Here is a 12,365-nt window from a genome sequence, read left to right as displayed (position 1 = left end):
TGCATGCGGTTGCATCCGCCGACCATTATTCGAATGACGTACCCGTCAGCTTCTCGGAAACATCCCAAAGTCTGGCGGCCGCTGCCGCGTCTCGTGCCTGTGGCATGATCAGCGCGGGCGCCGGCGACCCTCTCAGCTCGCTAAATCCTCCGGGTCCGTAATACCTCCCCTGCTTTGCCTCCGGGCTTGTCGCCGCGAACAGGATCGGCCTCGCGCCGTCAGCCGCGGATTGACCGAACAGCGGCGCTGCGAAATCGGTCGCAAGGGAAATCAGGCCGCCGGGGCCGCCCGCGAACAGGTTGGTGCGGGAAAATCCGGGATGGGCCGCGTTGCTGGTCAGATTCCAGCCCGCCGCGTCACTGCGTCGTTGCAATTCGAGCGCGAATATCAGGCATGCGAGCTTGGATTGCCCATAGGCCTTCCACGGCGAATACAGGCGAGTGCCCTGCAGATCGTTGAAATCGATCAGCCCGGTTCGGTGCGCCAGGCTGCTGACGCTGACGACCCTTGGTCCGCTCGCCCCGCGCAACAGCGGCATCAGCCGGGCCGTGAGGGCGAAGTGACCGAGATAGTTCGTTCCGAACTGCATCTCAAAGCCATCCGCCGTGGTTTGCCGGCGGGGCAACGCCATCACGCCGGCATTGTTGATCAGGAGATCAAGCGACTGCCGGGTTTGCATCCGCTGCGCGAAGTCAGCGATCGATGCGAGGTTGGCCAGATCCAGATGTTCGTAGCTTGTTTTGGCGCCGATCACCTCGCGGCTGATCTTCTCGATAGCCAACCGCCCCTTGTTGCCGTCGCGGCCGGCCAGAATGACTTCTGCACCGGCCCTGGTCAGGGCCAGGGCCGTCTCGTAGCCGAGACCACCCGTCGCCCCCGTGACAACGGCGGTCTTGCCGAGCTGCGAAGGGATTTCAGCCTGTGTCGCCATGGAAGCACCTTGCTCAAGGGATCAAGTCACTTTCGCAAGATCAATTTATCACGCTTGCACTATTTGCGGATCAGCGGGATTTGCAGGTTTGTGGGCCGGTTCTGCTCGGTATCGAAGCCACGGCCGTCGATGTTGCGGGCGCCCCAGAACAGCAGGTCGCCCCCGAGGTAGACGAGGTCGTACTCCATGAAATTCGTCCCTTCCTTCAGGGCAAAGGGGACAAACGTCTTTCCGAAGATGCTCTGGGACGCGTTGACGGCCCAGGGCGCGTATCCCGCCGAGGCGACCTTGTTGAGCACGTCGGCAAATCCCGCCGCGAGCGGCGTGACCTCGTAGGCCTCATCGGCAATGAAGTCGACCTTCTGCGCACCCGGCGCGATCGGGTGAGCGCCCTGCCACAGCACGTGCCCGCCAATCTTGAGGCGGGCGAGCGGCACCGCACCGTAAGGGTCCGCCGAATTGATGATCTCGAGCTCGAACCGGTCAGACGGCAGATATTTGAAAGCGCGCTTCAAGTAGAACGGCTTGAGCGAGCCGTCCGCATTCTTGGCTGCGCTTGGCCGGACCTCAGGCGCAATGCTCTCCCAGTTGCCGAGCAAGGCCTGCTTGATCTTCGTGACGTCTGTTTCCATGGCGCTTGCCTTCGGTTGGGTGGGGGACTGCGCGGCGGCTTCGCCAATGGCTGTCACCGCCAGGAGGAACAACAGCGACGCCTTGATGCCTTTGCGCATGCGCATGCCTTCATCTTGTCTGGATCGGGATACGCCCTGCCTGGCGGGCAGGCCCCCGCGTACAGCGCCCTTCTGCTATAGGAGTCGCTGGCCTGCCTGAAAAAGACTTTGTAAGCTGGCCCCATGCCTGTGGGATATGGGAGGTTGGAATGGAGCTCCGGCACCTCCGCTACTTCGTCGCCGTGGCCGACGCCGGCAGCTTGACCGTTGCCGCCGAGCAGAAGCTGCACACCTCGCAGCCGTCGCTGAGCCGGCAAATCCGGGATCTCGAAGAGGAAGTCGGCGTTCAGCTGATGCATCGCAGCGCGCAGGGTGTTGAGCTGACGTCGGCCGGAAAGGCTTTTCTGGACCATGCACGAATGGCGCTGGTTCAGGCAGAAGCCGCCAAGGAAGCGGCGCTGCGTGCCGCCCAGCCGGCGCGACCGGTATTTGCCCTTGGCTTTATGTCGGGAGCCGAAATCGGCTTGTTGCCGGAGGTGGAACGCGTCCTTCGCGATGAATTTCCCGGCATCGAAATCCGCCTGTCGAGCGATTACTCTCCGGTGCTGGCCAAGACCTTGATGCGGCGCAAGCTTGATGCCGCCTTCATCCGGCCGGAAGAGCATATGGAAGATTTGATCTACCGGCGCGTCCGCACCGACCCGCTGATTCTTGCTTTTCCGGCCGACCACCGCCTGGCTTCGCTTACAGCGGTGGCGCCGCAGGAGATCGCAAAGGAAGCTTTCCTGCTTCCTTCCAAGGCTGCCCCCGCGGTCCGCCGTGTCGTGCTGGAGTATTTCAACCGGGCCGGCATCGATCTCAAGCCGGAGCACGAAGTGCACAATGTCGTCCATGCGATATCGATGATCACGTCGACGCGCGCGGTTATGCTGTTGCCGGCTTACACGAGGAACTATCTGCCGGAATCAATAGCCACACGTCCGGTGCAGGGAGAAGTACCGACGCTCGACCTGGTTCTCGCCTACCACAAGGCGAACAAGTCGCCGGTCCTGAAGCTGCTGCTTTCCAGGATCGGCAAGCTTGCCGGGACTTCCTAAATGCGTCGGGCTTCTTCGATCAACCAGTCCCGGAAAGCGACCAGCGCCGGGTTGGACTCGGAAGAGATCGGGTAAACCGCATAGTGAGCGTGAGCAAGACGCAGGCTGTGTTCGGACAAGCGAACCAGCTTTCCCGCCAGGATATCCGATCGCGTGAACGAGAGGCGGCCGAGCGCAATCCCCTGCCCTGCCACGGCGGCTTCCATCAGCGCGTTGGTATCGGTGAAGGAGGTCCCTGCGATATCGCGATCAAGCGTCACACCGGCAGACCTGAACCAGGCGCGCCACGACACATTGCGGTCGATCAACAACGGCTTCGATAACATCGATGCAGGGTCCTTCGGCAACCGCCCGTCGTTGAGGCTCGGGCTGCATACCGGAAAAAGCTCTTCATCAAGAAGCTTGATGGCCCGCAGGCCCTTCCAATCGCCCGCGCCGAACCGGATCGCGATGTCGACGCCGTCGGATTTGAAATTGGCCAGCGACTGACCCGTTTTGATGTGCAGATTGATGCGCGGATAACGGATCGTGAAACGAGGCAGGCGCGGAACCAGCCAGCGCGCCGCCATGACCGGCAGCAGGCTTACGGTGATTTCTGCCTCGGTCCGGCGAGTCCCGATGTTGCCGAGCGCTGCGTTCAATTCCGAAAACGCGCCTTTGACGCCTGCCTGCAATCTAAGCCCGCTCGGCGTGGGCACCATTCGATTGCCCTGCCGCTCGAACAGCGTGAGGCCGAGCTCTTCCTCCAATTGTCTTATGCGCTGACTGACAGCGCTGTGCGTCACGTGCAGCTCGCGCGCCGCCTCGGAGTAGCTGCCGTGTCGGCAAGCTACCTCGAACACCCGCAATGTTTCCAGCGGCGGTAAACGCGTCATTCGCCAATTGTTAGGAACGCTAACATGTCCTGTCAAATCTTATCGTTCGATCCGCGATCGCCTCGGGAGTAATTGCACAGGCTCCCAGATGGAGCACCAGCCATGCAAGCTTCCTGCGTCCTGTCACCTCAAGCGCGCAAGCCGCTGGACGAAGCGTGCAGCAAGGCTCGCGCCCGTCCCTTAGAAGCAGATGCCCGCACCCACATGCTGCTGGCGAAGCCGATCGCGCCCACGATCCTGCGGCTTGCAGTGCCCAACTCCACGGTGATGATCGTCCAGATTCTCATCGGATTGCTGGAGGTCTATTTCGTATCGCGAACCGGCGTTGATGCCCTGGCCGGTGTCTCGGCGGTGTTTCCGCTGGTTTCGCTGGTGGTCGCCATAGCGCAAGGCGCGCTCGGCGGCGGCATCGTCACGACCGTTGCACGTGTCCTCGGGGCCGGCCGGATCGGGGAAGCCAGCGAATACGCCTGGTACGCCGTCCTGCTGGGCGTTCCGCTCGGCCTTGCGACGACGGCCGTCATGGTTGCGTTGGGCCCAACCCTTTACGCGCACATGGGCGTCTCCGGGAATGCTCTGGAGATCGCCGCCTCTTATTCCTTGATCATTTTTTCGGGCGCCACGGTGATCTGGTTGTTCAATCTCCTGATGGCGGTGGTTCGCGGCACCGGCAACTTGCAGGTTCCGGTGATCGTGGTTTGTGGCGGCGGATTGATGCTTGTCCCGCTTTCGCAGGCGCTGATCTTTGGTGCCTTTGGCTACCAGGGTCTTGGTCCCTCCGGCGGCGCGGTCGCGATGCTTGCCTATTACGCCTTGGGAACGCTGGCCTACGCGGCCTATCTCTGGGGCCGGTTTGGCGTCCTCAAGCCGTCAATTCGTGTGCCAAGGCTTTCGCTGGTGCCGGCGCTCGCCATTCTCCGTGTCGGCGGTATGTCGGCCGTCGTCTCCTCCACCACGAATCTGACGCTCGCGATCGTCACGGCCTATGTGGCAACGGGCGGCGTCGAGGCTTTGGCCGGCTATGGTGCGGGCTCGCGGCTCGAATTTCTTCTGGTGCCGCTCGCCTACGGTGTCGGCGGCCCGGTTGGAATCGTAATCAGCGCGAACCTCGGCGCCGGTCAGGTAGAACGAGCCGTAAAGGCGTCCTGGATCGGCGTGTTGATGGCCTTCGCCCTGACTGAATCGATTGGACTGACTGCCGCTGCCTTTCCGAAAGCATGGATCGGACTGTTCAGCCAGGATCCATCCGTCCTGCAAGTCGGCGCAGAATACCTGCACCGCGTCGGGCCGTTCTTTGGATTCTTCGGGATCGGCTATGCTTTGTACTGCGTCGGACAGGCGACCAGGCGCATGGAGGCCTCAGTCCTCGCCGCATTGCTCAGGGCCGCTATCGCGGTGCTCGGCGGCTTCGTGGTGGTCTGGCTCAAGGCCGACGTCACCTGGAATTTCATTGCCGTGGCACTGGGAATGGTGGCTTTCGGCCTGTTCGCATTGCCACCGCTGATTAACCGCTCAGGCTATGAGTGACGCTGCTTCCCCAGGAAATTCAATCTCCCCTGGGTCGCGATGCGCTGCCTGCTCCCAACTAAATTGGAGTGCGGCGTTCTAAAGCGGAGCCAATAACGGACCCAGCGGATCTCTCTCCCGTTTTCTCAGCAGTTCGTCATACATGCCGGATTTTTGACGTCGGGCCGGGAATCACCAGAGAACATATTTCGGTTCGGCATCTTGATCGCGCTCAGCGACCTGGCGTCGAGGGTCGCCTCAGCGGGCAGCAGGCCGTTCAGGTAGAGGATGTAAGCCGAGACCGCGTAGACATCTTCGCTGCCAAGCGATTGCGGCGCGTTCTGCGGCATGGCCCGGCGGATATAATCGAATAATGTTGGGGCGTATGGCCAGTAGCTGCCGACGGTCCTCACCGGGTTTGGCGTAGCGAGTGTGCCCTGCCCGCCGACAAGCCGATCACCAACACTACCCTCACCTTTTGCGCCGTGACAAGCCGCGCATTGCTGATCAAAGACTTCGCGGCCGTGATTGACGGTACCGCTTCCTGGCGGAAGGTTGTTGCCGTCGCGATCGACATCGATATTCCAGCCCGCGATCTCCGCCGGCGTCGCAGCCCGCCCGATGCCGTAAGGGCTCTGCGCTTGCGCGGGTGCCGCACATGCCAGTGCAAACACGGCGAACGCTGCGATGCGAAGCTCACGCATTGGCATTGGTCACCTCACCGCCCGCCGAGATCCGCCAGGGCCAGATCGCGTTGTTGTGGTAAAAATAATTCTCGCCACGAACCGCGAGAAGCTCGGCCAGCGTCGGCTGGACGTAACCGGTTTGATCAATTGCACGGCTTTGAATGACGGCAGGCTGGCCGTCCCAATGCCACGGCAGCCTGAAGCGGGTCAGCGCCCGGGTCAGCACCGGTTCCTGCAACTGCGCCTCCTGCCAGCTCTTGCCATCATCGACCGAGACATCGACACGCCCGATCTTGCCGCGGCCGCTCCAGGCGATACCGCTGATCTCATGGAACCCGGGTGAGGTCAGCCGCTGACCGCCCGAAGGGCGCGTGATAATGGATTTCGCTTCCATGAAAAACGTGAACTCACGCGCCGAGCCGTCCGGCATCAGATCCGTGTATTTCGAGGTCTCCTCGCGCGAATACGAGGGCTCGGCGGCGACATGCAGGCGTCGCAGCCATTTGATGCTCATGTTGCCTTCGAATCCGGGCAACAACAGCCGCAGCGGATAGCCTTGTTGCGGGCGCAGCCGCTCGCCGTTCTGGCTGTACACCAGCATCGCGTCTTCGAGACATTTTTCGATCGGAATGCTGCGCGTCACTGCGGCGGCATCGGCGCCTTCGGCGATCACCCATTTTGCCCCCGCCTGCAATCCTGCTTCCTGCAAAACCAGCTTGAGGCTCACGCCGGTCCATTCCGCACAGCTCAGGAGGCCGACGAGGTCGGACGCCGTTTTGCCGTAGGGTTTCTTGTAGCCGGGGTTGCCAGAGCATTCGAGGAAATAGATGTGCGACTGGGAAGGAAAGCGCCGGATATCCTCCATGGTAAAGATCAACGGCTTGTCGACGAGGCCGTGGAGCATCAGCCGATGTTGCTCCGGATCGATGGCGGGAACGCCACCGTGATGGCGTTCATAGAACAGTCCATTCGGCGTGATGATGCCATCGAGATCCTGCAACGGTGTCCGCCCGGACGCCGACAAGTATTGCGGCAGGTTCTTCGGGATGTTCTTGACGACATCCTTCTCGAAGGGCGAAGGCGTTCCGTAAAGCTGGCTTCCCATCGGATCGCCAGGCGTCTTCATCCATTCCGGGACATTGGGCGGCAGGTTGTCGGTATTTTCCGTCGCCGCCGCTGCTTCGCTGCCGGCGAGACCGCCCGCAACGACGATCCCACCCACCAGTGCGCCACCTTTACGCAGAAACCGCCGTCGCGATGTCGCGGCGAGACTCTCGCCGATGTCGGTCGGCTCGCTCATCGTACGCCCTCCGCTTAAGATCGATAGGCCTGGAACAATACAATGAGGCTCAGCCCCGTTCCAGGACGAAGGTCGCTTTATTGTAATTCATCGAGCCAGGCACCGCTTGTCGAGGCTTGCTGCGGCTGTCTCAATCTTGCCAATTCGGTACCGTTGACAGGGACGCCGCCCGCCACGCCCTCACCTGAACATGGCTCATGGAAAAGGCCGCATCGTTGCCGATCCGGCCTTCTCCATCGGCTGCGCTCGGTCTTGGCCGTCCATATTGATGTTTCGAGCGGTTACTCGCAGGCCTGCCGGCGTCCATCCTATCCAAGGAACGTCCCTGAAGACGGATCGCAGGAATGTTACCGCCGGGCGTGAAACGCACCCTTTGCACTGCTGCCCATGACCGGGCCGCCGCTGCCGAACAGCACCGGTGTCCTGGCGTCCATCCCCGCCGCCGGCGTGGGCCGGCCGCCGTTCAGGACGTCATTGTTGGGGTAGTAGAACGCGAACGCACCCGGCTCCTGAATTGCCGCCTGCGCGAACACCGGTGTTGCGGACATCAGCGACAGAATGGCTGCCGCACCAAGGATCTTGAATCTGGTCATAGCTGTTCTCCGTAAATCGATTGGCAGCGAGATTGGGGAATTCTCGCTTTCGCCCTGAATGCTCAGGTGCGTCACCAAGGAGCTAAGCGGCAATTCTGCGCGTCCCACTAAATTGGACTTCAAGAAACTAAATTGAGATTCAGCCGATAGCTGGCATTGCGTTCGAGGCGCGTCGACGACGGGCACAGCTCGGAGCGTGCACAGCTCTGCCAACACGCATTTGGGTCCGAAGTTCTAAACTCCAATTTAATGGCACGGCGGATCGACAGGCCTAGATAACTTCTCGTACCCAAAGGTCCCGTCAAATCAAACAAATGAGGCCTCTCATGTCCAACACCTCGGTAAAAATTGCTCTCGCATTCTTCGTGTCCTTCGCGGCGCCTACCGCTTCATTTGCGATGATGGCCGGTGAAGCAGGGGCGGGAAATTCGCCAATCAGTGGAATCCCGTCGGGCCCCGCTACCCGCGGCGGAATCGGCAATGTGGTCGCCGATCCGAGCGGCATCGGCAACGCTTCCAGGATTGCTCCGCTGCCGCAGCCGCACATAACTGTCCCGGCAATTCCGCAGTTCAAGTAAGGCGAAGAGAGCTCGCGGTCTCGCGCAGCAGGAGTACTGACGCATGAAGCATGCTACGATTACGGAAGCGACATCCATACGCGATGCTAATTTGACACTGACACAGAAGCGTCGCAGACGACCGATGCATAAGGTGCTGGTGTCGTTTTCGGCCGCCTACTTCGCGGGCGCTCTCGCCACCGACATTGTCTACTGGCAGATGCCTGACGTGATGTGGGAGAAGTTCTCCATCTGGCTGATTGTCGCCGGCCTGATCATGGCGGGCCTTGCCACCATCGCCTTCGTAATCGACCTGGCGGGCCGCAGACGAATGGACAGGCCAGCGTGGCCCCGCGCGGTTGGCTACGCACTCGCGGTTTTGCTCGCGCTGATCAACGCCTTCGTTCACAGCCGCGACGGTTATACCGCAGTGGTACCGACCGGCATGATGCTTTCCGGGCTTACCGTCGCCGTTCTCGTGGTAACGGCATTCGTCAGCATGGCCTTTGCGAAGCGCCGACGTATTGGAGGATAATCATGATGCAGACCCTCAAGAATGTCCGTACGGCGCATCTGTCGCGTCTCGCGCTTCTCCTCGTCGGTGTCGCCGGCCTGGGACTCGCCGGTTGCGACGACCATGCCGCCGATCCAAAACTGCAGATCGGTGCCAATCCCGCGCTGCCCGCGGTACAGCAGTATCTGATGCCCCCGATGCGGGTCGCAAAGGTGGTCGGATGGGGAAAGGAAACCCCCACGGTGCCGCAGGGATTGCAGGTCCATGCATTGGCGACCGGCTTTCAGCATCCCCGGTCGCTCTACGTTCTCCCCAATGGAGACGTGTTGGTGGTTGAGAGCAATGGTCCGAAAGCACCGATCTTCCGCCCCAAGGACATCATCACCGGCTGGGTTCAGTCGTTCGCCGGCGCCAAGGCGAAGGACGCGAACCGCATCACGCTGCTGCGGGGTGCCAAAGCCGACGGCACTCCCGAGCTGCGAACCGTGTTTCTGGATCACCTCAACTCGCCGTTCGGCGTCGCCCTGGTTGGTCACGACCTTTACGTCGCCAACACCGATGCGATCGTCCGCTATCCGTATCAGGACGGACAAACCAGCATCACGGCCGCGGGCACCAAGCTCACCGATCTGCCTGGCGGGCCGATCGATCATCACTGGACCAAGGCTTTGCTGGCCAGTCCGGACGGCTCCAAGCTCTATGTCGGCGTCGGTTCGAACAGCAACATCGGCGAAAACGGAATTGGGGCCGAATACGAACGCGCCGCGATCTGGGAGGTCGATCGGGCTTCAGGCGCGCATCGGATCTTCGCCAGCGGAGTTCGCAATCCCACCGGGCTGCAGTGGGAACCCGAGACCGGCAAGCTCTGGGCCATCGCCAACGAGCGCGACGAGATCGGGCCCGACCTGGTACCGGATTATCTGACCTCGGTGCAGGACGGAGGCTTCTATGGCTGGCCCTACAGCTATTACGGCCAGCACCTGGATCCCCGGATCATGCCGCAGCGGCCCGATCTGGTGGCCACAGCGATCAAGCCGGACTACGCGCTAAGCTCACACGTGGCGCCATTGGGCGTAGCCATGTACACGGGCACCGATCTTCCGGCGAGCTACCGCGGCGGCGCGTTCGTCGGCGAACACGGAAGCTGGAATCGATCGCCTCTTAACGGCTACAAAGTGGTCTTCGTGCCGTTCAGCGGTGGACGGCCGAGCGGCCCGCCACAGGATGTCGTCACCGGCTTCCTCGATGCGAACAATCACGCGCATGGAAGGCCGGTCGGTCTGGCCGTCGATCGCAGTGGCGGGTTATTGATCGCCGACGATGTTGGTAACACCGTATGGCGGGTGTCATCACTCAAGCCGGGTTCTTCCCCAAAGCCAGCCAGTTAGCAGCCCACGGAAACCTCAAAGAATTCCGGCGGCGCTCGCCTGCGCACCAAATGGAAATACTTATCGGCGTTGACGGCCTCAAGGCCGTCAACGCCGAAATCGTTCCCGGTAGTCGCTGGGCCCGGTGCCGATTCTTCGGAGGAAGGCGCGGCGCATCGTATCCAGGCTGCCAAAGCCGCAACGCGACGCCACGCGCTGCAATGGGGTTTCGCTCTCCTCGAGCAGTCGCCTTGCCGCGTCTACCCGCGCCATTTCGACAAAGTCCGCGGGCGTGGTACCGGTTTCGTCCTGAAACACACGCGTAAGATTGCGGACGCTCATCGCGACCCGGCTCGCCAACGAAACCAGGCTGAGATCGAGCGAGAGGTGATCGAGGATCCAATGCTGCAGGGATCGAATCTTCCCCTCGTCCGCCATCTGCGCCGCCAGATGCGCGCTGAACTGCGATTGGCCGCCGGGACGCTTCAAAAACACCACCAGGCGGCGCGCGACCGTCAATGCAAGATCGCGCCCGTGATCGTCCTCGATCAGCTTCAATGCGAGATCGATGCCGGCGGTTACTCCGGCCGACGTGTAAAGCGCGCCATCCTGAACATAGATCTGGTCAGGCACGACCTTGGCGGCCGGAAAACGTTCGGCAAGTTCGGCGGCATGCTGCCAATGCGTCGTCGCACTCATGCCGTCGAGGAGGCCTGACGCACCGAGAAAGAATGCACCTGTGCATACCGAGCCATATCTTCGCGTCTTCGGCGCGCGGCGGCGCAGCCAGGCGTGGAAATCTGTGCTGTCATGGGCGATGGCGTAGTCGGGCGTTCCGGCCACGAGCATCGTGTCGATCGACCTGCCGTCGTCGAAAATCGAACTATCCGCGACCAGCGACATCCCTCCCAGCTTGATCGTTCGCCCGGTGCCGATCGCCACCAATCGAACCTCGTAGAGAGGCCCGCCGGACGCGTGACGATTGGCTTCCAGAAAGGCATCCAACGGCCCCGACACATCGAGAGATTGCGCCTTCGGCGGCACGATGATGGCAACGGATTTCCGCGCGGTCTTCGCAACCATTTTTCTGCTTTCCTCCCCTGCCCTGAGAACGAAGCCAGACCGAGTGCACGAGCTTCCATCTGAAAGCGCGCCTGGCAACTCCAATTCTGCACCTACGAGCTGCCGCGAGCAACGCTCTTGCAAGCTGCGACATTGGCAGCAGCCTCAAGTGAAATCCGGCGCGGATGCGTGAACACTTCGAATCCGTCTGCGCGCGCGATGGCGGCAAGTGTGACACCCGCCGCATCCGCCATGCGAACGGCTAGCGCAGTTGGAGCCGAAACCGACACCATCACGGGCGCTCCGATCGCGGCGCTCTTCTGCACCATCTCAACTGATATCCGGCTGGTGAGAAGAATGATCCCTTCGCCCGCCACAATGGACGCACGAGCCAGCGCACCCGACAACTTGTCGAGCGCGTTATGGCGGCCAGGCAACGATGCCGGCCGCGGCATTCCAGAGGGCCGCGGCATGTACCGCGCGCGTCTCGATGTTGAGCTTTTGGCGCGATGGCAGGCTCTGCATAGCCACCATGATCTGTTCGGGCGAGAATTGCGGGCCGGGCCCGATGGCGGTCGCCGGGCGTAGCGCTTCCGCGATTGATTCGATGCCGCACAATCCGCAGCCGGTCGGTCCGGCGATGTGCCGCCGTCGTTCTCGCAGCCGATCGGCTTTTGGCTTGCTGAGCCACATCCGCAATTCGACACCATCATCGAGTGGCACGACGTCAAGCGAATCGATATCGGCAGAAGAGCTGATAACGCCTTCACTCAGACTGAAGCCAACCGCAAAATCCTCCAAATCCCGCGGTGTCGTCATCATTACCGCATAGGTCCCGCCGTTATATGTAAGCGCCACCGCCGTCTCTTCCGGAATCGAACGACTACCGACGCTCAGACTGCCCTCTCGCCAAATCCGTCGAGAAACGGCTCGGGCCGGCTCCATCATGTGTTGCTCCATTCAGGGGGACGCCACGCCGGAAACAAGAGCCCGCCGGTGGTACCGTCGCTGCTTGACATCGCCTTCTCAACTAAAAACGAATTTAGCTTTCCGGGGTTCGACAGCGAGAGGGAGAGAGTCGGTCAATTCCTGGTCCTACCACCAGGAACAACGTGGATGATTTCTGAAACATTGTTTAATGGCGCGATTGACGTTGCGAGCGTAGATCACGTTCAGAACAGCCACGCCTGTCCCCCGAGGCGATAT

Annotated in this window: 12 protein-coding genes and 1 pseudogene; 5 read left to right on the top strand and 8 right to left on the bottom strand. The window is 61.5% G+C overall.

Annotated elements, in window-relative coordinates; translation table 11 throughout:
• Positions 1 to 25 precede the first annotated feature (25 nt).
• On the bottom strand, positions 26 to 931 hold the full coding sequence (locus BLR13_RS24750; RefSeq protein ID WP_074818492.1) for an SDR family oxidoreductase: 906 nt from the start codon (positions 929 to 931) through the stop codon (positions 26 to 28).
• 59 nt (positions 932 to 990) lie between these two features.
• The gene (locus tag BLR13_RS24745; RefSeq protein WP_244524935.1) at positions 991 to 1,668 is read right to left on the bottom strand and encodes a hypothetical protein; all 678 of its coding nucleotides are present in this window, start codon (positions 1,666 to 1,668) and stop codon (positions 991 to 993) included.
• A gap of 143 nt (positions 1,669 to 1,811) precedes the next feature.
• On the opposite strand from BLR13_RS24745, the gene BLR13_RS24740 reads away from it, so the two are divergent.
• Complete coding sequence (locus BLR13_RS24740; protein ID WP_074818495.1) at positions 1,812 to 2,699, top strand: LysR family transcriptional regulator; 888 nt, start codon at positions 1,812 to 1,814, stop codon at positions 2,697 to 2,699.
• On the opposite strand, the gene gcvA is transcribed toward BLR13_RS24740, so the two are convergent.
• Positions 2,696 to 3,574: a transcriptional regulator GcvA gene (gcvA, locus tag BLR13_RS24735; RefSeq protein ID WP_074818499.1), complete on the bottom strand. Its 879-nt coding sequence runs from the start codon at positions 3,572 to 3,574 to the stop codon at positions 2,696 to 2,698. The genes BLR13_RS24740 and gcvA overlap by 4 nt on opposite strands.
• A 102-nt stretch (positions 3,575 to 3,676) precedes the next feature.
• On the opposite strand from gcvA, the gene BLR13_RS24730 reads away from it, so the two are divergent.
• Complete coding sequence (locus tag BLR13_RS24730; protein ID WP_079585988.1) at positions 3,677 to 5,101, top strand: MATE family efflux transporter; 1,425 nt, start codon at positions 3,677 to 3,679, stop codon at positions 5,099 to 5,101.
• Positions 5,102 to 5,226: 125 nt separating this feature from the next.
• Here BLR13_RS24730 and BLR13_RS24725 read toward each other — a convergent pair whose 3' ends face one another.
• The 3 genes from BLR13_RS24725 to BLR13_RS24715 all read right to left on the bottom strand — a co-directional run bounded on the left by BLR13_RS24725 (position 5,227) and on the right by BLR13_RS24715 (position 7,659).
• Positions 5,227 to 5,790 (bottom strand): c-type cytochrome, encoded by a 564-nt coding sequence (locus tag BLR13_RS24725; RefSeq protein ID WP_091976718.1) that lies wholly within the window; start codon positions 5,788 to 5,790, stop codon positions 5,227 to 5,229.
• Positions 5,777 to 7,066, bottom strand: a complete 1,290-nt coding sequence (gene soxC, locus BLR13_RS24720) for a sulfite dehydrogenase (RefSeq protein ID WP_074818509.1) — start codon at positions 7,064 to 7,066, stop codon at positions 5,777 to 5,779. Before soxC ends, BLR13_RS24725 begins: the two co-directional genes overlap by 14 nt.
• A 347-nt stretch (positions 7,067 to 7,413) precedes the next feature.
• Entirely contained in the window at positions 7,414 to 7,659 is a 246-nt protein-coding gene (locus tag BLR13_RS24715) for a hypothetical protein (protein ID WP_074818514.1), read from the bottom strand.
• A gap of 326 nt (positions 7,660 to 7,985) precedes the next feature.
• On the opposite strand from BLR13_RS24715, the gene BLR13_RS24710 reads away from it, so the two are divergent.
• From BLR13_RS24710 to BLR13_RS24700, 3 genes are read left to right on the top strand one after another with little or no spacing between them, the layout of a single operon-like run.
• Positions 7,986 to 8,237: a hypothetical protein gene (locus tag BLR13_RS24710; protein WP_074818518.1), complete on the top strand. Its 252-nt coding sequence runs from the start codon at positions 7,986 to 7,988 to the stop codon at positions 8,235 to 8,237.
• Positions 8,238 to 8,280: 43 nt separating this feature from the next.
• Positions 8,281 to 8,751, top strand: coding sequence for a DUF2231 domain-containing protein (locus BLR13_RS24705; RefSeq protein ID WP_079585989.1), 471 nt, complete (start codon positions 8,281 to 8,283; stop codon positions 8,749 to 8,751).
• A 5-nt stretch (positions 8,752 to 8,756) separates the two neighbouring features.
• Entirely contained in the window at positions 8,757 to 10,118 is a 1,362-nt protein-coding gene (locus BLR13_RS24700; RefSeq protein ID WP_074831143.1) for a PQQ-dependent sugar dehydrogenase, read from the top strand.
• 87 nt (positions 10,119 to 10,205) lie between these two features.
• On the opposite strand, the gene BLR13_RS24695 is transcribed toward BLR13_RS24700, so the two are convergent.
• On the bottom strand, positions 10,206 to 11,264 hold the full coding sequence (locus tag BLR13_RS24695; protein WP_244524933.1) for a GlxA family transcriptional regulator: 1,059 nt from the start codon (positions 11,262 to 11,264) through the stop codon (positions 10,206 to 10,208).
• Between the two features lie 8 nt (positions 11,265 to 11,272).
• Positions 11,273 to 12,107, bottom strand: a pseudogene (gene fdhD, locus BLR13_RS24690) (formate dehydrogenase accessory sulfurtransferase FdhD).
• Positions 12,108 to 12,365 lie beyond the last annotated feature (258 nt).

The organism is Bradyrhizobium ottawaense (genome assembly GCF_900099825.1).
Lineage (GTDB): Bacteria > Pseudomonadota > Alphaproteobacteria > Rhizobiales > Xanthobacteraceae > Bradyrhizobium > Bradyrhizobium ottawaense_A.
This window is presented reverse-complemented; position numbering and strand designations above follow the sequence as displayed.

Coding starts and splice junctions, on each gene's coding strand:
- BLR13_RS24740 (WP_074818495.1), top strand. CDS start 1,812: ATGGAGCTCCGGCACCTCCGCTACTTCGTCGCCGTGGCCGACGCCGGC.
- gcvA (WP_074818499.1), bottom strand. CDS start 3,574: ATGACGCGTTTACCGCCGCTGGAAACATTGCGGGTGTTCGAGGTAGCT.
- BLR13_RS24700 (WP_074831143.1), top strand. CDS start 8,757: ATGCAGACCCTCAAGAATGTCCGTACGGCGCATCTGTCGCGTCTCGCG.
- BLR13_RS24710 (WP_074818518.1), top strand. CDS start 7,986: ATGTCCAACACCTCGGTAAAAATTGCTCTCGCATTCTTCGTGTCCTTC.
- BLR13_RS24730 (WP_079585988.1), top strand. CDS start 3,677: ATGCAAGCTTCCTGCGTCCTGTCACCTCAAGCGCGCAAGCCGCTGGAC.
- BLR13_RS24715 (WP_074818514.1), bottom strand. CDS start 7,659: ATGACCAGATTCAAGATCCTTGGTGCGGCAGCCATTCTGTCGCTGATG.
- BLR13_RS24725 (WP_091976718.1), bottom strand. CDS start 5,790: ATGCCAATGCGTGAGCTTCGCATCGCAGCGTTCGCCGTGTTTGCACTG.
- BLR13_RS24745 (WP_244524935.1), bottom strand. CDS start 1,668: ATGCGCATGCGCAAAGGCATCAAGGCGTCGCTGTTGTTCCTCCTGGCG.
- BLR13_RS24750 (WP_074818492.1), bottom strand. CDS start 931: ATGGCGACACAGGCTGAAATCCCTTCGCAGCTCGGCAAGACCGCCGTT.
- soxC (WP_074818509.1), bottom strand. CDS start 7,066: ATGAGCGAGCCGACCGACATCGGCGAGAGTCTCGCCGCGACATCGCGA.
- BLR13_RS24705 (WP_079585989.1), top strand. CDS start 8,281: ATGAAGCATGCTACGATTACGGAAGCGACATCCATACGCGATGCTAAT.